Here is a 23,267-nt window from a genome sequence, read left to right as displayed (position 1 = left end):
CCACATTTCTGATGCTTCTTCCCACCCGCAATGCTTGCTATACATCACCCATCGCCAAGCCCTTCTGGCATTAGGCCAGTGTATGAACGCCCCCTGCGGCACTCATCTAGACTTAATGCATAGTCGTAGGCAGAACCGAGCACGTCGCTTTGGTGCAGTTCCATCAACAGCCGCGTGGCAAGCTGCCCTTTATGCCCAATCGAGGTGCGGCGAAGACCGTGCCGGGCGCACAAGATGCCCGCTCAGGGTGCCCTGGCCAACGGCCTGAAAATGCCACGATACCGTGACGTGGTGTGAGTGCCGCAGCCGACACTTTCGGACGACCGACGACCTTCTGGTTTGTCCGTGACCGTGAGGATTGCTGAATGCCTGATGTTGAGTTGCACCTGTCTGTGGTCAACACCCTGTTGGAGCGCCATAAGGGCACTCCCGGCGCCCTGTTGCCGATTCTTCATGATGTTCAGGAACGCATTGGCTACATCCCCGATGCGGCCGTACCCGAGATTGCCCATGCCCTCAACCTGAGTCAGGCGGAGGTTCGTGGGGTGATCAGTTTTTACCATGATTTCCGTACCTCGCCGCCAGCCCGCCATATTCTGCGTTTGTGCCGCGCGGAGTCGTGCCAGAGCCGTGGGGCCGAGCAGTTGGCTGCGCAGTTGCGCGATCGGCTGCAACTGGATGATCACGGCAGCAGCGCTGATGGCAGCATCAGTTTGCGCCCCGTTTATTGCCTCGGTGCCTGTGCTTGCTCGCCGGCACTGGAGCTGGATGGCCGGGTGCATGCGCGGCTCAGTGCCGAGCGGCTGGATGCGTTGCTCGATGCTTGCCGGGAGGACGCGTGATGCCGACTCTTTATCTGCCCTGTGATTCTATTGCCCGTGCCGTGGGGGCCGATGAGGTATCGACGGCGCTGATTACTCAGGCCAAGGAACGCAATCTGCCGCTGGAGCTGCAACGCACCAGCTCGCGCGGGTTGTACTGGCTGGAGCCGCTGCTGGAAGTGGACAGCCCGCAAGGCCGGATCGGCTTCGGCCCGTTGACCGCAGACGATGTGCCATCCGTGCTCGATGCGCTGCAACAAGACGCCAGCCATCCCCTGGCCCTGGGCCTGGTGGAAGAGCTGCCTTATCTCAAATCTCAACAACGCCTGCTGTTCGCCCGCGCCGGTATTACCCGGCCGTTGTCGCTGGACGACTACCGCGCACACGGCGGTTTCGAAGGCCTGACAAGGGCCGTCGCCATTGGTGGCGAGCAGACCGCGACGGCGGTGTTCGATTCGGGCCTGCGTGGCCGTGGCGGCGCGGCTTTCCCCGCCGGGATCAAATGGCGCACGGTGCGTGGCACTCAGGCTGCGCAGAAGTACATCGTGTGCAACGCCGACGAAGGCGACTCCGGCACTTTTGCCGACCGCATGCTGATGGAAGGCGACCCCTTCCTGCTGATCGAAGGCATGGCCATTGCCGGCATTACCGTCGGCGCCACCCTCGGTTACATCTATGTGCGCTCGGAATATCCAGACTCCGTGGCCATCCTGCGCCAGGCGCTGAACATCGCCCGTGAAGCAGGGTATCTGGGCGCCAATGTCGGCGGCAGCGGCCAGGCCTTCGATATGGAAGTTCGCGTCGGTGCCGGCGCCTACATCTGCGGTGAAGAAACCGCGTTGCTGGACTCTCTGGAAGGCAAGCGCGGAATCGTTCGCGCCAAGCCGCCGATCCCCGCGTTGCAGGGCCTGTTCGGCCTGCCAACGCTGGTGCACAACGTGCTGACCCTGGCCTCGGTGCCGCTGATCCTGGCCAAGGGTGCGCAGTTCTATCGCGATTACGGCATGGGCCGTTCCCTGGGCACCATGCCCTTCCAGTTGGCGGGCAATATTCGCCACGGCGGCTTGGTGGAACGGGCCTTTGGCCTGACCCTGCGCGAGCTGGTGGAAGACTACGGTGGCGGTACTGCCAGTGGTCGACCGCTGAAAGCCGCGCAAGTCGGCGGCCCGCTCGGCGCTTGGGTGCCGCCTTCGCAATTCGATACGCCGCTGGATTACGAGGCCTTCGCCGCCATCGGCGCGATGCTCGGTCACGGTGGCGTGGTGGTGGCGGATGACACATTGGACATGGCCCACATGGCGCGCTTCGCCATGCAGTTCTGCGCCGAGGAATCCTGCGGCAAATGTACGCCCTGCCGCATCGGCTCGACCCGGGGCGTGGAGGTGATCGACCGTCTGCTGGCCGCGCCAGATCAGGCCGCTCGTGATCAGCAGGTGATCATCCTCAAGGACCTGTGCGACACGCTGCAATACGGTTCGCTGTGCGCGTTGGGCGGCATGACCTCCTATCCGGTCGCCAGCGCCCTCAAGTACTTCCCCGCTGACTTCGGTCTGCAAGCCTCGGAGGCCGAGCAATGATCACTGTATTCGATCCAAAAACCGATATCGATCTGGGCACGCCGGCCCGCGAGAGCCAGGTGCAAGTCACCCTGAACATCGACGGCCGCAGCATCAGCGTGCCCGAAGGCACTTCGGTGATGCGCGCCGCGGCGCTGCTGGGCACCACCATTCCGAAACTCTGTGCCACCGACAGCCTGGAAGCCTTTGGCTCCTGCCGCATGTGCCTGGTGGAGATCGACGGCATGCGCGGCTATCCCGCGTCCTGCACCACGCCGGTCACCGAAGGCATGAGCGTGCACACCCAGACGCCGAAGCTCGCGACCCTGCGGCGCAATGTCATGGAGTTGTACATCTCCGATCACCCACTGGATTGCCTGACCTGCTCGGCCAACGGCAACTGCGAGCTGCAAACCGTCGCCGGCCAGGTTGGCCTGCGCGAGGTGCGTTACGGCTATGAAGGCGAGAACCATCTGGAGGACGTGAAAGACACCTCCAACCCTTATTTCGACTACGACCCGAGCAAGTGCATCGTCTGCAACCGCTGCGTGCGCGCCTGTGAAGAAACCCAGGGCACCTTTGCCCTGACCATCACCGGACGCGGTTTCGAATCCCGCGTGGCCGCTGCTGGCGGTGATAACTTCCTCGATTCGGAATGCGTGTCCTGCGGTGCCTGTGTACAGGCCTGCCCTACCGCGACGCTGATGGAAAAAAGCGTGGTTGAGCTGGGCCAGCCGGAACGCAGCGTGATCACCACTTGCGCCTATTGCGGCGTGGGTTGCTCGTTCCGCGCCGAAATGAAAGGCGACCAGCTGGTGCGCATGGTTCCGGACAAGAACGGCCAGGCCAACCACGGCCACTCCTGCGTCAAGGGGCGCTTTGCCTGGGGTTACGCCACCCACCCGGATCGCATCACCAAGCCGATGATCCGCAAGCACATCAACGACCCGTGGCAGGAAGTCAGCTGGGATGAAGCGGTGACCTACGCCGCCAGCGAATTCCGCCGGCTGCAGCAGAAATACGGTCGCGATTCCATTGGTGGTATCACCTCAAGCCGCTGCACCAACGAAGAAACCTATCTGGTGCAGAAGCTGGTGCGCGCCGCGTTCGGCAATAACAACGTCGACACCTGTGCACGGGTTTGCCATTCGCCGACCGGTTATGGCTTGAAGCAAACCCTGGGCGAGTCCGCCGGCACCCAGAGTTTCGACTCGGTGATGCAGGCCGACGTGATCCTGGTGATGGGCGCCAACCCCAGCGATGCGCACCCGGTGTTCGCTTCTCAGCTCAAGCGCCGCCTGCGTGAAGGTGCGCGGCTGATTGTCATCGACCCGCGACGCATTGATCTGGTGGACTCGGTGCATGCCCGCGCCGAATATCACCTGGCCCTGCGCCCCGGCACCAACGTCGCCATGCTCAACGCATTGGCCCATGTGATCATCACCGAGGGCCTGCAAGACCAACCCTTCATCGACACCCGTTGCGAGGGCAATGATTTCGCCCGCTGGAGCGAGTTCGTCAGCCGTGAGGAGAATTCGCCGGAAGCCCTTGCCCCAGTCTGCGGGGTAGACCCTGCCGACATCCGTGCCGCCGCTCGCCTATATGCTACCGGCGGCAACGCCGCGATCTACTACGGCCTGGGCGTTACCGAGCACAGCCAGGGCAGTACCGCCGTCATGGGCATCGCCAACCTGGCCATGGCCACCGGCAACATCGGCCGCGAAGGCGTGGGCGTGAACCCGCTGCGGGGGCAGAACAACGTGCAGGGCTCCTGCGACATGGGCTCCTTCCCCCACGAGTTGCCCGGCTACCGGCACATCTCCAACGAAGTGGTACGCACGCAGTTCGAACAGGCGTGGAACGTCACCCTGCAACCCGACCCGGGCCTGCGCATTCCCAACATGTTCGAGTCGGCGCTGGCCGGCAGTTTCAAGGGCCTGTACTGCCAGGGCGAGGACATCGCCCAGAGCGATCCGAATACCCAGCACGTCACCGCGGCCCTGTCGGCCATGGAATGCGTGGTGGTGCAGGACATTTTCCTCAACGAAACGGCGAAGTTTGCCCACGTGTTCCTGCCGGGCGCTTCGTTCCTGGAAAAGGACGGCACCTTCACCAACGCCGAGCGCCGTATCTCGCGGGTACGCAAGGTCATGGATCCCCTGGGCGGCAAGGCCGACTGGGAAGGCACAGTGGCCCTAGCCAACGCCTTGGGCTATCCGATGAATTACAAACACCCATCGGAGATCATGGATGAAATCGCCAGCCTGACGCCGACCTTCACCAACGTCAGCTACGCCGAACTGGATCGCCACGGCAGCCTGCAATGGCCGTGCAACGCCGAGGCACCGGACGGCACGCCGACCATGCACATCGAGCAGTTCGTGCGCGGCAAAGGGCGTTTCATGCTCACCGGCTACGTGCCCACCGAGGAGAAGGTCAACAGTCGCTATCCGCTACTGCTGACCACCGGGCGCATCCTCAGCCAATACAACGTCGGCGCCCAGACCCGGCGTACCGAGAACGTCGCCTGGCACGACGAGGACCGCCTGGAAATCCACCCGACCGACGCCGAGAGCCGTGGCATCAACGAAGGCGACTGGGTCGGTATCGGCAGCCGCGCCGGGCAGACCGTACTGCGTGCGCGGGTCACTGAACGGGTTGCCCCGGGCGTGGTGTACACCACCTTCCACTTCCCGGAGTCGGGGGCCAACGTGATCACCACCGACAACTCCGACTGGGCCACCAACTGTCCGGAGTACAAGGTCACGGCCGTGGAAGTCAGCCGCGTGTACCACCCTTCGGAGTGGCAAAAACGCTTCCAGGAATTCACCGACGAACAGCACCGTTTGCTCAAGGAACGCCGTCAGGCCCGTGGCGATAAAGCGGAGGTGCGCCGATGAGCACTGAAAACCTGATCAAGATGGCCAACCAGATCGCCCAGTACTTCGCCAGCGAGCCGGACCGGCAACTGGGGGTGCTCGGTGTGCGTAATCATCTGCAGATGTACTGGACGCCGGGTATGCGCAAGGAGTTGCTGGCCTGGCAGACGGCGCATCACGGCGCGGACTTGCACCCGCTGGCGCAAGAGGCGGTCAGTGGGGCGGGTTGGGAGGCTTAGCCAGCTGGCTTAAAAACCTGTAAGAGCGAGCCTGCTCGCGATGGACTCGAGAACGCCGCGGGGTGCCAGGCTTCCCGCGTTATCGTTAACGACCATCGCGAGCAGGCTCGCTCCCACAGGGTTATGTATCAATTTTGAATGCGGCTTTCGTCTTTGAGGTACCGCGATAACTCATGCTGCCGCTGACAGCCAAGCAGCAGCCAAAGCAGAACCCTCGCTTTACGCGGACATAGAAATCCCGCCATCGATGCACCCTTGCGAATCAGATCCATCTCACTGCCGTTAAAACCATAGCTGACTTGCGCGGTAGAGCCTGAACCGGTGCGGGTCGCAATGATCACCGGGATTTTTTCGGCGATGTGCTCAATCACCGTCGCCCAGCTCTGCGAGACATGTCCGGCACCGAAACCGGCTATTACCAGCCCGTCATAGCCGAGTGCAAGGATGTTTTCCAGAAGCAGCGTGTCGGCCGAGAGGGATGCCTCGAGCATCGCGACCTTCTGTGTTGTCTGGTGCGGCAGGGGCAGAAACGAACGCTGAGCCGGCGGGCGCAGGTAGTGAACGCGGTCTTCAACCATCAAGCCTGCAGGCCCCACGACTGGAGAGGTGAACGCCTGCAATGCCAGTGAATCGGTTTTGCGCACGCTTCTCGCTTGATGAATCTCTCCGTTCATCACGACCTGAACACCGCGCCGCCGGCTGCTCTCGGCCAGCGCGACGCGGCATGCATCCAGGAGATTCGCCGGCCCCTCGGCCCCGGGCTGTGCTGCCGAGCGCATTGCACCGGTCAGCACCAGAGGTGTGTCGTGGGGCCACAGGTAATCGAAAAACGCCGCCGTTTCTTCGAGTGTGTCGGTGCCTTGGGTCAGAACGACACCCACGGCGCCTTGTGTGATTTGAAGTTTTGCCCAAGCCAATACGTTTAGTAAAAAATCGAAATTTAGTGAAGCACTGGGAAGCAGTCCAAGGGTTTCAACGTTCACCCGGGCAAGCGTCGTCAATTGGGGTACGGACGCCAGAAGTGTCTCGCCACTGACGGTCGGGATAACGCCTTCGCCGGCATTCCTGGCTTGCATGCTCACCGTGCCGCCGAGCGCCGCGATGGCCAGTTTTGGCAGATCCATGTGATACCTCGCGTATTCGGAAAGAGAAGCGGCTGTACCCGGTTCCGGACGGGGTACAGCCGTAAGGCAGGTGGCATTTACTGCGCGATAAGGACGCCGATCAGCGGCACGATCAGCAACGTGCTGATGGCCATGGACAGGACATTGCCGATATAGGCATGCATGTCGGCCGGTAATCGCCTGGAGATCGCCCGGGCCAGAGGTGGTGCGATCAACGCCCCCAGCAATGCACTCGAACCGATCACCAGCCAGCTGCCGCCATGGGTCAGAATCGCGGCGGGCACCACTGAAACCAGTGGAACGTAGGTGGGGTACCAGCCGTGCAACATCCATTGTCGACGCCAGACCAGCACCCCTATGGCGGAGGTCAGTGCCTGTGCCGCGATGATGTGCAGCAACAGGCCCGAACCGTACGCCGGACTCATCGGGTTCAAGGTGTAAGCCAGCAATACCCCCAGTAACAAACCAAGGCTGGCCAGTTCATTGCCGAAGAATGGCGCTTCGGAAAAGTCTGCCAAGACCCGGCGTATGCTCCAGACCACTCCGTAATCGGGTGCTTTGGTGACGGGTACGGGAGGTGAAGGCGGTGGTGTCCCGGTCTGTTCGGACTTCATCAGATTCGGCCGGTAGCGGCAGAGCAGAAACGCCAAGACACTGGCGACTGCCATGCCCAGAACATTGCCGATCACCGCTGGCAACCCCAACGGATTGCACACGTAATTGACGATCAGCAGGCACATTGGGGTGACGAGGACGGCACCCATGATTGCGCCGTTGATCGTGACCTTCCAGCCACCGCCAAACATCAGCACCATCGCCGCTGGCAGCGAGACGAACGCGGCAAATGTCGGTTGCCAGCTAGTGGCGGTCACCGTCCAACCCCAGAGCACGTTACTCAGCAGCAGGCCGAGCAGTGAACTGGTGATCAACCACGGCCAGAGCCCGGTGCCATAGGAAATGCTGAAGCCTTGCCAGGCTCTTCCCGTTCGATTCGCCCAGTAGGCGAGATAAGCGCCCGCCAATAGTCCGATCGAGGCGAACTCGTGTTTGTAGAATGCCACCTCGCTGATGTCTCCAAGCAGCCAGCGCAACCAGGCATTTGGCTGGGGAAGGCTCGACACCATGTCGCTGTAACCTGGCCAATGGGCGGACCAGTGCGAACGATTGGTGAATGAAAGCCAGATAATCAGCAGTGTCGTGCCGATCATCAGCAGGATGACCGCCACATCAAAAGGTGATCTGGAGGCAAACCTGTTTTTATTGGTTGTGATTTCCATGAGTGAGGTCCCCCTGATCAACGCGGGAGACATGGGTGTTGTGTGTAGCCGAGCATCTGATCGTAGAGATCGGCTCGACGATCACGATGTAGATCGTTCAGGTTATTCCAGATGAGGGCGCTGCGGGAGCTGGTCAGGTCAATATCGGCAAACAGAATTTCCTGCTGGTCTGCCGATGCCACTGCGCCAATCGGCCAGCCATTGGTCCCGGCAATCAGCGAGCATCCAAGGTAACGGGCACCTCGTTCCTCACCGATCCGGCTGGCAGCTGCGATAAACACATTGTTGACGTGGGCAGCCGTCATCGTCAGGTACGACGCCATGCACTTGCCGGCATCGTCGAACAGCGGTGGAGGTGTCCAGACCCAGTTATTGACGCTGCAAATGATGTCGGCGCCTTGTTGACTCAGGATTCGTGGCACCTCGGGGAACCAGATATCCCAGCAGATCAACATTCCGATACGGCCAATGGGTGTATCAAAAACCGGGAAACCCAGGTCGCCCGGTGTGAACCAGAGTTTCTCCAGATTCCATAAATGGGCTTTGCGATACTTGCCGATAAAACCCTCAGGGCCGACCAGTATTGCGGTGTTGAAAAGCCGCATGCCATCACGTTCGGCCAGGCCGGTTACGAGGTAGACGTTGTGCCTGGAGGCGAAGTCGATCCAGAGTTGCGCGCTTGGCCCGCCGGGTACCAGCTGGGCATGTTCAAAAGCATCCTGCCGACTGCTGAAGAAATAACCGGTGCTGGAGAGTTCAGGCAGCACGATGAGGTTCGCACCGCCGGTGACCGCCTCCAGCGCCAATTCCAGGCTGCGACACAGATTTGAATCACAATTTTCAATGCCGACTTGTGGATCGAATTGCACGACTGCTACACGAACAGGGCTTGTTGGCTCGCTCATTTCGGGTGACCTCTTTTTATTGTTATTCACGCTGTTTAATTGCGTGTTTATAAGACTCGAAAAGCCAGCTGACGTAAGTCAGACGCTTCCGGTAGGTCTGTAGCCTTTGTCCGAAGATGATGAGCGAGGGGTTTTTTGTTCGTCGGCCGGGTCAGGCCGCAAAGCAGAGCCATTCCAGGCGTGCATGGCTCTGGAGGAGGGATCAGGTTTTGAGTTTGTAGTGTGGGTAGTCATTCATGGAAAAACCGCCATTGAAAATCGCCGCGGTTTTATCGCAGATGTGAATAGCCGCATCGACGGCCGCCCGAAAGCATGGCTCCGTCCAGCCAGCATCGACTGAAAACGACTCACCAGAAAAATACAGGCCTGATGTACGCGCTAAGTCTCTGTTGTACTTCATCAGGCTCACGGCGTCGTAATAGGTACCGGGTCGGTAGAGCTTTGCACAACCCAAGGCGTTTTTATCAGTTATCCAGCGTTGAACCACTGCCTGATCAATGCCCACGTAAGGAGAAATTTTCTCCTGAATATTGGTGGAGTTCAGGAGGATGCGATCCAGCTCTTTGACGCACTTGGCAACCAGTTCTTTGTCGGTGAATGAGGCGAGTTTTGTCGCGTCATCCTCCCACGTATAACTCAGGAGGATGCAGTCATAGCTGTAGTTGTCGTTGTAGCGGTAGGTGTAGACATCGTGGATAAAACTGTCGGTGACGATGGTTTGCGGGATTTTGTGATTTTTCGAAAGAAATGATTTTTTCAGCGGTGCATAGACTTTGCAGCTGGTTTCCCAGTGTGCGGTTTTGTACGCGTTGATTGTCTCGAATGGCAGCATCTCCTGAGTGAAGTTTTTCAACTCGATTCGAGTCTCGATTAACCAGGACGGTAGGGTCATGATGACCGAATCAAAGTCTTCGTAGCGTTCCTCGGTTTGCTCGGGTCGACTGTGTTTCCAGTTGAAGGAGACGCGTATCTTCTGGTTCGTCAGTTTTTCAAGTTTTGTAACAGACGAGTCCGTGAGGAAGCCATTGCTTCTTTCAATACTGTGTTCATAAACGGACTTACCGGTTTCGGCGATTTTCAGGAACATCAGGCATTCGTCCAAGGCGGCGAGTCCGATGTATCGGGGGGCATCGAAGCTTAATCCCTCCGAGTCAAAAACGGTGTTGCTGTGTAGGTAGGGCGAGGCCAGTGGGTTTCCATTAGCGTCTACCCGACCGTGGATCAGTTGCAACTGACTGCTGAACCCAAAAATGGCAGTTCGCAGCGGATAAAGGCAGCAGACGTCATAAAAAGCCCCCCAGCTCCCGTCACCGATACCTATCGCATAGAAAATCGCGGATTCTTCCGCGGACATTCCCATTCCGCCAAAGTCCCCGGGGGTGCGTTCATCCCAGATCTCCAGGATCGGCATACTGACCAGATCGCGAAACGAAACGCTCTCGTACTTATTCACGATCGCAGCCCACATGCTTTCCCATTTCGGACTCGCGAAGTTTTCTGCGACATGTTTTGTCATGCGATCGGCGAAATCCTTCCACTTTGCATAGACCTTCTGCAGTTCCTCGCCAGGAGGTGGGGTGAGGCCATCGGTATTTTTCCAGATCAACATCTCAGGAGCGTCGCCGTTCCCCATACGGCCCTCTCTGAGGTAAATACCGGTCGAGCGGACCCACTGGCTTCCGGGATTGGCAAAGTCTGAAAACGACAGGTCAAAAGCCTTGGCGTAGTAAGCCATTAACGACCTGCCATCTGTTGGTGGTTCGTCTGCCCGATTGAAAAAAGGCATGCGCATCGCCCCCATTTCAAAGGGTGTATGACTTTCCGTGGAGTTACGGCTTCCTGGAACGGTTAAGTGCCTGCCCCCTATGCGGCGGGACTGTTCCATGAGGGTGATATTGGTGAAGCCGCAGCGATACAGTTCTCGGGCGGCCGTCAGTCCGGTCACCCCTGCGCCGATGATACAAATTCGGTGATCCGGGTCAGTGGTCTTGGCTATTCCGTTTGCCTGTTCAACCAGTAATCGATAGTCGAAACACAAATCGGGTGGATTGGGAAAGCGGGCAGCCCATTTGTTTTCAGCCGAGCGCTTTGTTCGAGTGCTTTCCGTGGCTGCGAATGAAGGGTAGTTGTAGCTTGAACCAATAGTCATTGTGATCTTCCCTGAAAGTACTGATGTTTATGCAGGGAAGACGTTGAAGTTTTGAGCGCTCAGCGTAAATGAGCCAAGTCGGGCGCTGGGGCGCTCCGCTTTCCGTTTTTCTTGTAGGAAATGAAGAAACTACAAATACACCAAAATCCCCTGCAGGAGCGGCACCGCCGCTCCCACAGGGCCCGCGTCGTTCACAAATTCTGCAGTCAGCTCAGAGCAGGTGCTGGGAGATCAGTTTGGAGACCTCGACCATCGAGGTCTTACCGGTGAATTCGAATTTCACTTTACCCAACGACGAAAAGTAGATTTCCAGCTCGGAATCCAGATCGAACGTCCCTGATGTTTCCACCGAATACGCCACGATGTTTTTGTATGGCAACGAGGTGAAGTCCTTCTTGCTGCCGGTGATGCCCTGTACGTTCACCGCGATGATGCGCTTGTTGGTGAACACCACGCCGTCGCGCATGGATTTGTAGGCGTCGATGACCTTTTCCCCGTCGAGCAAAAGGTCTGCAACCCGTTCCGCGTATTCCTCGTTTTGCTTGAGCTTGAAGAATCCCTTGTTGTTGAAGTCGATCATTGGCCTCTCCCTGATTGTCAAAACACGCATCTAAGCACGACTTCATGCCCTTGGGCCTGCCTTACTTTTCCCCACCGGTCGTGCGTACCGCACTCTCGATCGCCCGCACGCTGATCGCCGCAAAGATCGCCGTGAGCAGCACGCCGTTGAACCCCAGCAATATCGCGAGTACCCGCGACAGCGCCAGTTTCGGCACGAGTTCGCCATAGCCGATGGTCAACCCGGTCACGAAGCCGAAGTAGATGCCGTCAAAAGCGTCCCAGCCTTCCAGGTAGCTGATGATCAGGCCGCACGTGACGATGACGACCAGCATGGTGGAAAAAATCGGCCACACAATTCGAAGGTAGTAGCCGACGGCTTTGTAGAACTCTCGACGGATCTGCGAGGTATGGGCGGGCTTCATGTCATGGGTTTCCTGAGGACGACGGTGTAGCTGCTTCCTTACCGTCAATCGTCTGGTCTTTGGTTTTTTCACCGGCGTCAGGTACTGCGGGATTGGCAAAGCCGGCCTTGGCGTTTTCGGCCTTGGTCTTGTGGATATCGCAGCCCTGCGCCTCGCTGACCTGGGTGCACCCGGACTTCTCCAGCTGCTGGCGGTATTTGTCGTTGATGGCATGGGCCGGGGCCTGGGCGAGCAGCAAAATGGCCAGTGTCGGCAGGATGATTCTGTTCATGGGTCCTCTCTTCAGCTGGGCACCAGCAATCTGCATGGCAGCTTCACTTTAGCCTGTGTCGCCGTCAGCTGCGTTATCATCCCCCGCCTCTGTGCCCCCAAGAGTTTTTATCCCGGATGTCCCAAGCGCTGCCATTACCCGACGACCCTCAATCCCTGCCCCCTGTGCTGGCCGGCCCGATATTACGGCGCCTGGAACCGTCGCGGCTGGTGCTGTGGCTGGTGGGCTCGCGGGCGCTGGAGTTGACGCTGCGCTTGCAGGGCGTGGGCGATATTCGCCTCGATGCCGGGCAATGCACGGTGATTACGGTGGGTACCCATGCGTTCGTGCACCTGATCGATGTGGCGCTGGACGTTGCCCTGCCCTGCGATGAGTTGATCGAGTATGACCTGCTGATCGATGACGGCACCGGCATCGCCACCTGGGCGCCGCATCTGTTGTACGGCGATGCAACTGCACCGAATTTTGTCCTGCGCAGCCGCATCGAGCAGTTGCTGCACGGCTCCTGCCGCAAGCCCCACCACCCGGCGACCGACGGGCTGCTGTGCGTCGATGAGCTGTTGTCGCAAGACCACCCGGCCACGGACCGTCCGGCGCTGCTGATGATGAGCGGCGATCAGGTCTACGCCGACGATGTCGCCGGGCCGACCCTGCGGGCGATCCATGCCTTGATCGAACGGCTGGGGTTGTTCGGTGAGCATCTGGAAGGCGCCGTGGTCAGTGACAGCGCCGCGCTTTACGGGCACGCCGCCTGTTACTACCACCGCGCGGACCTGTTGCCGGCGCTGCAAAGCAACGAAACCCTGCGCGAGCGTTTTTTCGGTGGCGCGCGCAAGCCGATTTTCACCAGCAGCAGTGCCGACAATCACCTGGTGACCTTCGCCGAAGTGATGGCCATGTACCTGTTGGTCTGGTCGCCGACGCCCTGGACCCTGATCGCGCCAAAACCGCCGAAACTGATCAAGGAACGGCGCGAGCGGTATGCCCTGGAACAGACGCGCATCGACGCGTTCAAGGCCGGCCTGGGCAAGGTCGCGCGAGCGCTGGCGCACGTGCCGACGCTGATGATTTTCGATGACCACGACATTACCGACGACTGGAATCTTTCCGCGCAATGGGAGGAAACAGCCTACGGCCATCCGTTTTCCCGGCGCATCATCGGCAATGCGCTGCTTGCCTACATGCTGTGCCAGGGCTGGGGCAATAATCCGGATGCCTTCACCGGCGTGCTGGAAAAAACCCGTGCGCTCAGTGCCACCGGCGATGATTGCTACCTCGACAGCGATGTCCAGGACGAGCTGATCAATGAGCTGCTGCGCTTCCAGCACTGGCATTACGTGCTGCCCACCACGCCGGCCATGGTGGTGCTCGACACCCGCACCCGGCGCTGGCGCAGCGAGATGACCCTCAAGCAACCGTCGGGCCTGCTGGACTGGGAAGCCCTCAGTGAACTGCAGCAGGAACTGCTGGATCACCCCTCGGCGATCATCGTGTCGCCGGCGCCGATCTTCGGCGTCAAGCTGATTGAAACCGTGCAACGGGTGTTCAGCTGGCTGGGTTATCCACTGCTGGTGGACGCCGAGAACTGGATGGCCCATCGCGGCGCGGCCCAGGTGATCCTGAACATTTTCCGCCACTCGCGCACGCCGGGTAACTACGTGGTGCTGTCCGGCGACGTGCATTACTCCTTCGTCTACGAAGTGCTGATCCGCCACCGCAAGGCCGGCCCGCGCATCTGGCAGATCACCAGCAGCGGGATCAAGAACGAGTTCCCACCGACCTTGCTGGAGTGGTTCGACCGCCTCAATCGCTGGCTGTATTCACCGCGTTCGCCGCTGAACTGGCTGACCAAGCGCCGGCGCATGCGCATCGTGCCGCACGTGCCCGAACACGCCGAAGCAGGCGAACGGTTGTGGAATTCGGCGGGGATCGGCCAGGTGTACTTCAATGAACAAGGGCAGCCGCGGGATATTTTCCAGCACAACGCCAATGGCTCGCCGAAGACGCGAATGGTGGCGCCTGAAGATGATGACTGAAGGACTGGAACAATAACCTGTAGGAGTGAGCCTGCTCGCGATAGCGGTATATCAGCCAGCCTATTAGTTGAATGTTACGCAGCCATCGCGAGCAGGCTCACTCCTACAGTTGATCGGTGTCGCTCATGGACCTCACCCGAACCCTGATCATCGGTAACTCCGGTTCCGGCAAGAGCTGGCTGGCGCAACGCCTGGCCGAGCGACTGCAGGTGCCATGGACCGATCTCGACCGCATTCACTGGCTGTCCGACGAACACAGCATCGCCCGCTCCCGCGCCGAAGCCCTGGCCATGGCGCGAGTCACGGCGGAGCAGGAGCGCTGGGTGATCGAAGGCGTGTATGGCTGGATCGCCAGCGAACTTCTGCACCGCACGACTGCGCTGATCTGGTTGTGTGTTGCCGACGAGGAATGCGTCGCCAATATCCGCCAGCGAGAAGCCAACGACGACGAACGTCTGATCGCCCTGCTGGAGTGGGCGGGGAGCTATCGCCAGCGTGATGGGTCCAGCGGATATACGGCCCATCGGCAGCTGTTCGAAGGGTTTGCCGGTTGCAGAATTCAATTGACGGGCCGGACTGAAATCAGCGATTTCGCCTTTATCAGATAAGGACTACAGCGCTCTCGGAAACGTCTCGAGGAGGTTTCGAAGATACTCGCACTCATCGAGCGAGGATTTCACTATGTACACCATCAACTACACCACCGCACGCGCGCATTTGGCTGAAACCATGGATCGCGTCAACGAAGACCACATCACCCTGCTGGTCACCCGTCAGAAAGGCGAGCCGGTAGTGATGATGTCGCTGGCGCAATACAACGCCCTCGAAGAGACCGCCTACCTGCTTCGCTCCCCGGCCAATGCCGAACGCCTGATCAAATCGATTGGCAACCTGCGTGCCGGGTAAGTGCAGATACCACTACTGAACTCACCCCCCTGACAATCATCTCTACCTCCCGCTCATCAATCGTCAGTGGCGGCAACAAACGAATGGTTTGCCCACGCGTCACGTTGATCAGCAATGCATGGTCGCGGGCGGCGATCAGGCTCAGGTCGCGGATCGGTTGCTTGAGTTCGATGCCGATCATCAAGCCCTGGCCGCGGATTGCCAAGACGTTCGCGTGATCCGCCAATTCCATGCGCAGCCTGCTCATCAGGCGTTCGCCCTGGAGCCGGGCATTTTCCAGCAAGCCTTGCTCCTCGATGATGTCCAGCACCGTGCACCCGACCCGACAGGCCAGCGGGTTGCCGCCGAAGGTGCTGCCGTGGCTACCCGGGGTGAAGAGTTCGGCGGCTTTGCCACGGGCCAGGCAGGCGCCGATCGGGACGCCGTTGCCCAGGCCTTTGGCCAAGGTCATGACGTCCGGGACGATGCCTTCGTGCTGGAACGCGAACCACTGCCCCGTACGGCCGATGCCGGTCTGGATTTCGTCGAGCATCAGCAACCAGGCGCGCTGGTTGCAGAGTTCGCGCACGGCTTTCAGGTAGCCGGGTGGCGCCAGCTGCACGCCGCTTTCGCCTTGGATCGGCTCCATCAGGATCGCCACGATGCGCGAGCCGTGCTCCTGGCGCACTTTGTCCAAAGCCTTGAGGTCGCCGAACGGCACTTTGACGAAATCCCCCGGCAGCTTGTTGAACCCCAGGCGCACCGCCGGGCCATCGCTGGCGGACAGGGTGCCGAGGGTGCGGCCATGGAAGGCGTTCTCCATGACCACCACCAAGGGTTGCTCGATGCCCTTGTGCCAGCCATGCAGCCGGGCGATTTTCAGCGCCGTTTCATTGGCCTCGGCCCCGGAGTTGTTGAAGAAGGCCCGGTCCATGCCTGCAAGCTCGGTCAGCCGGCGGGCCAGGCGTTGCTGCCAGTCGATGCTGTAGAGGTTGGAAGTGTGCAGCAACAGCCCGGCCTGTTCGCTGATGGCCGCGACGATTTTCGGGTGCGAGTGCCCGACGTTGGTCACCGCCACCCCGGCCACCGCGTCCAGGTATTCACGACCGGCCTGGTCCCACAGGCGCGTGCCCAGGCCCTTGTTGAAACTCAAGGCCAAGGGTTGGTATGTGCTCATCAGGCAGGCGGCGGTCATGGCATCAGGCTCCATCGAGGGTCGGTGTTTTTGCAGTATGGTTAGCCACCTGAGCTGGATAAATACTGCAATACTTCAATCATTTTAAAGTCGAGCTTGATAATGGACCTGTTCCAGGCAATGACCGTCTACGTCAAAGTGGTGGAAGCCGGCAGCATGACCGGCGCCGCATCGCAGTGCAAAATGTCCACGACCATGGTCGGCAACCACCTCAAGGCCCTTGAGCAGCGCCTGGGTGTGCGCTTGCTCAACCGCACGACCCGGCGCCAGCGGCTGACCGAGTTCGGCGCTGCGTATTACCAGCGCTGCCTCGAAGTGCTGGGGCTGGTGGCGGACTCCGAACGCCTGGCCGAGCAGGCGATGGATGAACCCAGCGGCACGCTGCGCATTTCGGCGCCCTTGACCTTCGGCACGGAAAAACTGGCGCCCGCCCTGAGCGAATTCGCCCTGCTCTACCCCCGGGTAAAACTCGACGTGATGCTCACCAACCGGCGCCCGGACCTGCTGGAAAACGGTCTGGACGTGGCCTTTCGCCTGGGCGCCCTCGAGGAGTCCAATCTGATTGCACGCCCTCTGCTCGACTACACCCTGACCATGTGCGCCTCCCCGGCGTACGTGGCCCGTCGCGGCGCGCCGCAAACACCGGAAGACCTGCGTCACCACGATTGCCTGTCCTTCGCCTATCCGGCCGGCGATGACTGGCACTCGGTGGAAAAGGAATGGCGCCTGGCCGGCCCCGAAGGCGAAGTCACGGTGGCGGTCAGCGGACCGATGCTGATCAACAGCTCGGCGGGGCTGCATCAGGCGGCGCGAACCGGCATGGGCATCGTGATGATGCCCGATGTCCTGGTTGAGCAAGACATCCGGGACGGCAAACTGCTGGGCCTGATGCCCGGGTTCACCCCGCCGAGCCGGCCGATGAACCTGATGTATGCCCAGGACCGCTACCGGCTGCCGAAATTGCGACGTTTCGTCGACTTCGCCGTGCAGATGTGGGGCAAGCACTAGCAGGCTCGCCGGGCCTTGGACTAATCTCCCTGACTGAGCAGGTCATTGGCTATCAGGCTAGCGCCAGGGAGAGCGGCAATGGGAGAGACTTCGAGTATCGAACCCTTGAAGTTCAATGTGTCGGACATGAACGAAGGCATGCTGCACACCATCATGGAGCTGGTCAGCGACGGTATCTGGGACTGGAACGCCAACACCGGTTTCGTCTACCGCAACGCCCGCTGGTACGAAATGCTCGGCTACACGCCGCACTCCCTGGACAACAACGTATTGACCTGGGAAAACATCATCCACCCCGATGACTTCCCCCAGGTCATGGCCCTGTTCGATGACTACCTGAGCCAGCGCACGCCGGTGTATCAGGCCGAGTACCGCTGCCGCACGCACGACGGCAGTTACATCTGGATCGAAGACCGCGGCCACGTGTTGGCACGCAATGCCGACGGTTCGGTGGCGCGGATGGTCGGCGCCCACCGCAGCATCGAAGACAAGAAGCGCCTGCTCGAAGCGCTCGAACGGCGCAATCAGTCCCTTGAAGCCATCGTTGAAGAACGCACCCGCGAGTTGTCCAGGGTCAATCAGCAACTGCAGCAGCAACTGGAAGAAAACCGCAAACTGGCTGAAACCGATGCCTTGACGTCGACCGCCAATCGCTATCGCCTGGATCAGGCCCTGCGCCAGGAATGCGAGCGAGCGCAGCGCTTTCGACAGCCGCTGTCACTGATCGCCATGGACATCGACGACTTCAAGAGCATCAACGATCACTACGGCCACGCGCTGGGCGATGCCGCCCTGATACAGGTGGTCGAGCGTGTGCAGCGCTACCTGCGTGAAGGTGACCTGCTGGCCCGTTGGGGCGGCGATGAATTCATCGCGGTGCTGCCCGATACCTCGCTGGCGGAGGCCAGGGCCCTGGCCGCAACCATTCGCCAGGGTCTGTCGCAGATGCCGTCCGTGGGCGACTTTCGCGTCACCATGAGTTTCGGCGTGGTCCAGCGCTTCGAGGAGGAGCAACAGACCGGCCTGATGGCCAGGGCCGATCAGGCCCTCTACCGGTCGAAAGTCGCCGGCAAGAATGTGATCAGCGGATAACCGCCGTCACATCCCCGCTTTCACCAGCACCGGTTTTTCCTGGTAGCGATCCGGGTACAGCTCCTTGAGCTGCGCCACCTTCGGCAAGTCGTTGATCACGATGTAGGGATAGGTCGGGTGCTCGGTCAGGAAGTCCTGGTGCTCGTCTTCAGCCGGGTAAAAACCGTTGAAGCTTTCCAGCTTGGTCACAATCGGCTTATCGAACGCATGCGCGGCGTCGAGCTGGGCAATGTAGGCCTGGGCCACCCGTTGCTGTTCGCTGCTCTTGGTAAAGATCGCCGAGCGGTACTGGGTGCCGGTGTCCGGCCCCTGGCGGTTGAGTTCGGTCGGGTTGTGCGCCACGGAAAAGTAGATCTGCAGCAAGGTGCCGTAGCTGACCTGGCTCGGGTCGAAAGTCACTTCCACCGATTCCGCATGGCCGGTATTGCCGCTGCTGACGCGCTCGTACTGCGCCGTATCGGCTTTGCCACCGGCGTAACCGGAGACGGCATTTTTCACGCCTTTGACATGCTGGAACACCCCTTGCACACCCCAGAAACAACCACCGGCGAACACCGCGGTTTCGCTGCGGGCCTGGGTGGTTTCGTCGAGGGCCGGTGGCGGAAGGAGCACGCCTTCTTCAGCGCTGCCAAGGGAAAACGCCGAGCATTGGCCGATGATGCCGGCAGCGGCCAGCCCCAACAATGTGCGGCGCCAGGTGAAAAGATTTTTCATGTCACAGACTCCTGGGAAATTCAGATGGCCCTGGGCTCGAACTTGAGCGCCAGACCGTTCATGCAATAACGCAAACCGGTCGGTTTCGGCCCGTCGTCGAAGACATGGCCCAGATGCCCGCCGCAACGGCGGCAGTGCACCTCTTCGCGCACCATGCCGTAGGCACGGTCCTGGCGGGTGGCCACGGCCTTGTCCAGCGGCGCCCAGAAACTCGGCCAGCCGGTGTGGCTGTCGAACTTGGTCGCCGATGAGAACAGCGGCAACTGGCAACCGGCACAGACGAACGTGCCGTCGCGGTGCTCGTTGTTCAGCGGGCTGCTGTAGGCCCGCTCAGTGCCTTCTTCGCGGAGGATTTCATACTGTTCGTCGCTCAGGATGGCGTGCCATTCGCTGTCGCTGTGGGTCACCTCGAACGCCTCGGCCGCGCTGGCATCACTGATCAACGCAGTGCGCGTGGAGAATTTCGGCAACAGGCCGATCGCCAGGGCTGCAACGCCCAGCCCGCCGCTGGCGAAAAGGAATTGCCGCCGTGAAAAGCGTGGTGAAAACATGGCCGTCTCCAAAAATTCCAGGGGTCTTTCATGGAGCACAGCCTAGTCTTGGCTTGATCGCCAAATCCTCACGGGAAGTTAAACAATTCGTGATAACTCGGGTCGCGAAAAACCCGCACAATGCGCTCATTGCGCCAAAGGATGAGCTGGATGGAACAGACCAAACGCGTCCTCGTGGTCGAGGATGACCTGCATATCGCCGACCTGATCTGCCTGCACCTGCGTGACGAGCAGTTCGAGGTGGTGCACAGCGCCGATGGCACTGAGGGCATGCGCTTGCTGCAGCAAGGCAACTGGGATGCGTTGATCCTCGACCTGATGCTGCCCGGTGTCGACGGCCTGGAAATCTGCCGCCGCGCCCGTGCCATGGCGCGCTATACGCCGATCATCATCACCAGTGCGCGCTCCAGTGAAGTGCACCGGATTCTCGGCCTGGAGCTCGGTGCCGACGATTACCTGGCCAAGCCGTTTTCGATGCTCGAGCTGGTGGCCCGGGTCAAAGCCTTGCTGCGCCGGGTGGATGCCATGGCGCGCAACCTGAAGATGGACGCCGGCAGCCTGCTCATCGACGGCCTGGCCATCGACCCGATCACCCGCGAAGTGGCCCTCGATGGCCGGCGCCTGGACCTGACGCCCCGGGAGTTCGACTTGCTGTACTTTTTCGCGCGCCAGCCGGGCAAGGTGTTTTCGCGCATGGACCTGCTCAACGCCGTGTGGGGCTACAGCCACGAAGGCTACGAGCACACGGTCAACACCCACATCAATCGCCTGCGCGCCAAGATCGAGGCCGACCCGGCACAACCGGTGCGCATCCTCACGGTCTGGGGCCGTGGCTACAAGTTCGCCACCGGGGAGGAATCGCCACCATGAGGCTGACCCTGACGCAGCGCCTGTCGCTGGTGTTCGCCGTGCTGCTGCTGGTGTGCTGCGGCACCTCGGCGTGGCTGCAGGTGCGTTCTAACCAGATGCATGAACAGGAAGTGGTGCAGGGTTTGTCCCGGGACCTGGCGCAACACATCGCCCGTGACACGGTGCTGATGGACACCCAGGGCCTGATGCCCAATGCCGTGCGTGATCTGTTCAGCAAGCTGATGCAGGTCAACCCCAGTGTCGAGGTATACCTGCTGGACACCGAGGGCAGGATTGTCGGCAGTGCCGCGCCCGAAGGCCGGATTCGGCGCGAGCGCGTCGACCTGGCGCCGATCCAGCGCCTGCTCCGGGGCGATGCCTTGCCGATTGCCGGTGACGATCCGCGCAGCGTCGATGCACGCAAGGTGTTCAGCGCCGCGCCGTTGAAGGTCGATGGCAAGGCCGTCGGTTATCTCTACGTGGTGCTGCTGGGTGAAGATCATGATCGCCTGGCCGAGCGCGGCGCCACCAGTGCGGCGCTCAATACCGCCCTGCTGTCCATCGGCCTGGTCGCGCTGCTGTGCCTGATTGCCGGTCTCACCGCGTTTGCGCTGATCACCCGGCCATTGCGCCGCCTCACCGAAACCGTCAGCCAGTTCGACATCGATGGCGTCCCGGTGACGCCGGCCCTGCCCGTCCCCCTGGAAAAAGCTGCCAGTCACGACGAAATCGCCGTCCTCGACGCTGCGTTCCGGCAGATGCAGGCGCGCCTGGGCGAACAATGGCGCTCCTTGACCCGCCAGGACCAGGAGCGTCGCGAACTGGTGGCGAACATCTCCCACGACCTGCGCACGCCGCTGGCCTCCTTGCACGGCTATCTGGAAACCCTGTCGCTCAAGGACGCCACGCTGTCCCCCGACGACCGCCGTCGCTATCTCGGCATCGCCCTGGATCAGAGCCGCAAGGTCGGCGGGCTGGCGCAATCGCTGCTGGAACTGGTGCGGCTGGAGCATGGTTTCGTGCAACCGGTACTGGAGCGGTTCTCCCTGACCGACCTGGCCCAGGACATTTTCCAGAAATTCGAACTGACGGCTGAGGCGCGGCAGGTTGAATTGAAGGCCAGCTTCGCCCCTAACGTATCCGCAGCCTGCGCTGATCTGGGATTGATCGAGCGGGTGCTGACCAACCTGTTCGACAACGCATTGCGCCATACGCCGCCAGGTGGCGAGATCGAACTGGGGTTGCGTCCGCAAGGGTCATTCATTGAAGTGACGGTCAGCGACACTGGCCCTGGTATCGCCCCGGAACTGCGCGAAGGTCTGTTTTTGCGGCCATTCAATATCGGCGGTGCACGACGTGATGGCGGGCTGGGGTTGCGGATCGTGCACCGCATCCTGCAACTGCATGGGCTTGAAATTCAGTTGATCGATGTGCCGGGGCGTGGGGCGACGTTTCGATTTTCGTTGCCGATCGATGAACAGACCGCGTCGGGATTGGCGGTTCGGTCGATGAACCTCAATACACCACGGCAAGCCTGAATGGCTGTGGTGCCTGTCAGGACCCTATCAGTTCTGCTAGTAGCCAACGCTTGAAAAAGCTCCGAAGCTAAAGGTCCGGCTTTACCGACCCTGCACGGAGCTCAGCCAATGCCCATGTCACCTCGCGAAACCCTACTGTGTCGCTACCGCTACGACCCGCTGGATCGCGCGACGGACTGGGCGCCCGACCAACAGGCCAGCATCCAGCGTTTTTATTGCAAAAGTCGCCTGGCTACCGAAATCCAGGGAGCGGCGAAGTACAGCTTCTTGCAGCATGACGACCAGGTGTTGGCGCAGCGGCAACAAATGGGGGACAAAGTCGACACTGCGTTGCTGGCGATCGATCAACAGCATTCAGTGTTGAATGCACTCAACGCAACGCAACCCCATCCCCTCGCCTACTCTCCCTACGGCCATCGCCCTCTCGGAAACGGTTTGCTCAGCCTGCTCGGCTTCAACGGCGAACGGCCGGACCCTGTGACCGGGCATTATCATTTGGGCAATGGTTATCGGCAGTTCAACCCGATGTTGATGCGGTTTAATAGCCCGGACAGTTGGAGTCCGTTCGGGAAGGGTGGACTTAATGCTTATATGTACTGTGGCGCCGATCCAGTAAATCGTAGCGATCCGAGTGGGCATTCTCTTTTGAGTCAAGCAAGTCGATTAACACTAGCAGCACCAAAAAAACCAGCACAAATAGTAGGACTTGGAGTTGTTGGAGCTTTATCATTATCAGGCATAGCAGTCGCCACTATAGGAGGGATCACTAATAATCAGGAAATGTTGGTAGGGGGATTAGTCGCTGTTGGAACCATCATTACTATTTCAATTAGCGTACAGGCTGGCTTAATAGCTAGGCGTCCAGCTCGCCCGCCCTTGACACCACGTCGACATTCACAGCTCTCCCCCCCCCCACCACCAGATTATGATACAGCTATGAGATTTGACCCCAACCTACCGAGTTATAGTTCAGCTATGGAAACTAACGCCCCGCCACCGGCCTATGATTCAGTTAACTCGCCCTCGCAGACACCGACAAGACAACGTGTAGAACAGTTGCCTGGAGCCCTTAAAAATTCGCTGCATGAGCACTTTAGTATTCGTCGATCTACGTAGACCTATTTAGATTACCGTTGGCTGCAATGCATGCTGCCTCGTTTATCTTGACTTGTGCCACCCGGCGGCCATCAACGCC

At 60.2% G+C, this 23,267-nt stretch carries 22 protein-coding genes; 12 read left to right on the top strand and 10 right to left on the bottom strand.

The features are described from left to right. The first annotated feature begins 365 nt into the window (after positions 1–365). Genes OH720_RS04805 through OH720_RS04790 form a run of 4 tightly spaced genes read left to right on the top strand, consistent with a single transcriptional unit; the run spans position 366 to position 5,495 of the window. On the top strand, positions 366–842 hold the full coding sequence (locus OH720_RS04805) for a formate dehydrogenase subunit gamma (protein ID WP_008057671.1): 477 nt from the start codon (positions 366–368) through the stop codon (positions 840–842). Then, the gene (locus OH720_RS04800) at positions 842–2,398 is read left to right on the top strand and encodes a formate dehydrogenase beta subunit (protein ID WP_272604759.1); all 1,557 of its coding nucleotides are present in this window, start codon (positions 842–844) and stop codon (positions 2,396–2,398) included. Before OH720_RS04805 ends, OH720_RS04800 begins: the two co-directional genes overlap by 1 nt. Further along, positions 2,395–5,277 carry a formate dehydrogenase subunit alpha gene (gene fdhF, locus OH720_RS04795; RefSeq protein WP_272604758.1) on the top strand — a complete coding sequence of 961 codons (2,883 nt, stop codon included), beginning with the start codon at positions 2,395–2,397 and terminating at the stop codon, positions 5,275–5,277. Before OH720_RS04800 ends, fdhF begins: the two co-directional genes overlap by 4 nt. Next, positions 5,274–5,495, top strand: a complete 222-nt coding sequence (locus OH720_RS04790) for a formate dehydrogenase subunit delta (RefSeq protein WP_272604757.1) — start codon at positions 5,274–5,276, stop codon at positions 5,493–5,495. The genes fdhF and OH720_RS04790 overlap by 4 nt, the downstream gene beginning before the upstream one ends. A gap of 128 nt (positions 5,496–5,623) precedes the next feature. Here OH720_RS04790 and OH720_RS04785 read toward each other — a convergent pair whose 3' ends face one another. The 7 genes from OH720_RS04785 to OH720_RS04755 form a co-directional block, all read right to left on the bottom strand. Beyond that, entirely contained in the window at positions 5,624–6,619 is a 996-nt protein-coding gene (locus OH720_RS04785) for an asparaginase (protein ID WP_272604756.1), read from the bottom strand. Positions 6,620–6,696: 77 nt separating this feature from the next. Continuing rightward, positions 6,697–7,896 (bottom strand): hypothetical protein, encoded by a 1,200-nt coding sequence (locus OH720_RS04780; protein ID WP_272604755.1) that lies wholly within the window; start codon positions 7,894–7,896, stop codon positions 6,697–6,699. 17 nt (positions 7,897–7,913) lie between these two features. Beyond that, the gene (locus OH720_RS04775) at positions 7,914–8,801 is read right to left on the bottom strand and encodes a nitrilase family protein (protein WP_272604754.1); all 888 of its coding nucleotides are present in this window, start codon (positions 8,799–8,801) and stop codon (positions 7,914–7,916) included. Between the two features lie 202 nt (positions 8,802–9,003). Then, entirely contained in the window at positions 9,004–10,950 is a 1,947-nt protein-coding gene (locus OH720_RS04770) for a flavin monoamine oxidase family protein (protein WP_272604753.1), read from the bottom strand. A gap of 211 nt (positions 10,951–11,161) precedes the next feature. Beyond that, positions 11,162–11,530, bottom strand: coding sequence for a PH domain-containing protein (locus tag OH720_RS04765; RefSeq protein WP_272604752.1), 369 nt, complete (start codon positions 11,528–11,530; stop codon positions 11,162–11,164). A 61-nt stretch (positions 11,531–11,591) separates the two neighbouring features. Next, positions 11,592–11,933 carry a potassium channel family protein gene (locus OH720_RS04760; RefSeq protein WP_272604751.1) on the bottom strand — a complete coding sequence of 114 codons (342 nt, stop codon included), beginning with the start codon at positions 11,931–11,933 and terminating at the stop codon, positions 11,592–11,594. Position 11,934: 1 nt separating this feature from the next. Further along, entirely contained in the window at positions 11,935–12,204 is a 270-nt protein-coding gene (locus OH720_RS04755; RefSeq protein WP_272604750.1) for a hypothetical protein, read from the bottom strand. Between the two features lie 116 nt (positions 12,205–12,320). On the opposite strand from OH720_RS04755, the gene OH720_RS04750 reads away from it, so the two are divergent. The 3 genes from OH720_RS04750 to OH720_RS04740 all read left to right on the top strand — a co-directional run bounded on the left by OH720_RS04750 (position 12,321) and on the right by OH720_RS04740 (position 15,146). Next, positions 12,321–14,240, top strand: a complete 1,920-nt coding sequence (locus OH720_RS04750; RefSeq protein ID WP_272604749.1) for an alkaline phosphatase D family protein — start codon at positions 12,321–12,323, stop codon at positions 14,238–14,240. A gap of 125 nt (positions 14,241–14,365) precedes the next feature. Next, positions 14,366–14,848, top strand: coding sequence for an AAA family ATPase (locus OH720_RS04745; RefSeq protein ID WP_272604748.1), 483 nt, complete (start codon positions 14,366–14,368; stop codon positions 14,846–14,848). 73 nt (positions 14,849–14,921) lie between these two features. Next, positions 14,922–15,146, top strand: a complete 225-nt coding sequence (locus OH720_RS04740; RefSeq protein ID WP_180205830.1) for a type II toxin-antitoxin system Phd/YefM family antitoxin — start codon at positions 14,922–14,924, stop codon at positions 15,144–15,146. Here OH720_RS04740 and OH720_RS04735 read toward each other — a convergent pair. Next, positions 15,115–16,320 (bottom strand): aspartate aminotransferase family protein, encoded by a 1,206-nt coding sequence (locus tag OH720_RS04735; protein ID WP_272604747.1) that lies wholly within the window; start codon positions 16,318–16,320, stop codon positions 15,115–15,117. The two genes, OH720_RS04740 and OH720_RS04735, sit on opposite strands and share 32 nt — an antisense overlap. 102 nt (positions 16,321–16,422) lie before the next feature. Here OH720_RS04735 and OH720_RS04730 point away from each other — a divergent pair, with 102 nt between their 5' ends. Together OH720_RS04730 and OH720_RS04725 are read left to right on the top strand one after the other, a co-directional pair. Further along, positions 16,423–17,328 (top strand): LysR family transcriptional regulator, encoded by a 906-nt coding sequence (locus OH720_RS04730; protein ID WP_272604746.1) that lies wholly within the window; start codon positions 16,423–16,425, stop codon positions 17,326–17,328. A gap of 78 nt (positions 17,329–17,406) precedes the next feature. Then, positions 17,407–18,420: a sensor domain-containing diguanylate cyclase gene (locus OH720_RS04725; protein ID WP_272604745.1), complete on the top strand. Its 1,014-nt coding sequence runs from the start codon at positions 17,407–17,409 to the stop codon at positions 18,418–18,420. 6 nt (positions 18,421–18,426) lie between these two features. Here OH720_RS04725 and msrA read toward each other — a convergent pair whose 3' ends face one another. Together msrA and msrB are read right to left on the bottom strand one after the other, a co-directional pair. After that, the gene (gene msrA, locus OH720_RS04720) at positions 18,427–19,134 is read right to left on the bottom strand and encodes a peptide-methionine (S)-S-oxide reductase MsrA (RefSeq protein ID WP_272604744.1); all 708 of its coding nucleotides are present in this window, start codon (positions 19,132–19,134) and stop codon (positions 18,427–18,429) included. A gap of 20 nt (positions 19,135–19,154) precedes the next feature. Further along, a complete protein-coding gene (msrB, locus tag OH720_RS04715; RefSeq protein ID WP_272604743.1) occupies positions 19,155–19,685 on the bottom strand; it encodes a peptide-methionine (R)-S-oxide reductase MsrB in 531 nt (176 codons plus the stop codon). A 150-nt stretch (positions 19,686–19,835) separates the two neighbouring features. Between msrB and OH720_RS04710 the strand changes: the two genes are divergently transcribed. The 3 genes from OH720_RS04710 to OH720_RS04700 all read left to right on the top strand — a co-directional run bounded on the left by OH720_RS04710 (position 19,836) and on the right by OH720_RS04700 (position 23,188). Beyond that, the gene (locus OH720_RS04710) at positions 19,836–20,555 is read left to right on the top strand and encodes a response regulator transcription factor (RefSeq protein WP_272604742.1); all 720 of its coding nucleotides are present in this window, start codon (positions 19,836–19,838) and stop codon (positions 20,553–20,555) included. Then, a complete protein-coding gene (locus tag OH720_RS04705; protein WP_272604741.1) occupies positions 20,552–22,072 on the top strand; it encodes a sensor histidine kinase in 1,521 nt (506 codons plus the stop codon). The genes OH720_RS04710 and OH720_RS04705 overlap by 4 nt, the downstream gene beginning before the upstream one ends. A 108-nt stretch (positions 22,073–22,180) precedes the next feature. Beyond that, positions 22,181–23,188 carry an RHS repeat-associated core domain-containing protein gene (locus tag OH720_RS04700; RefSeq protein ID WP_272604740.1) on the top strand — a complete coding sequence of 336 codons (1,008 nt, stop codon included), beginning with the start codon at positions 22,181–22,183 and terminating at the stop codon, positions 23,186–23,188. The last annotated feature ends 79 nt before the right edge of the window (positions 23,189–23,267 follow it).

Source organism: Pseudomonas sp. WJP1, assembly GCF_028471945.1.
Taxonomy (GTDB): Bacteria; Pseudomonadota; Gammaproteobacteria; order Pseudomonadales; family Pseudomonadaceae; genus Aquipseudomonas.
This window is presented reverse-complemented; position numbering and strand designations above follow the sequence as displayed.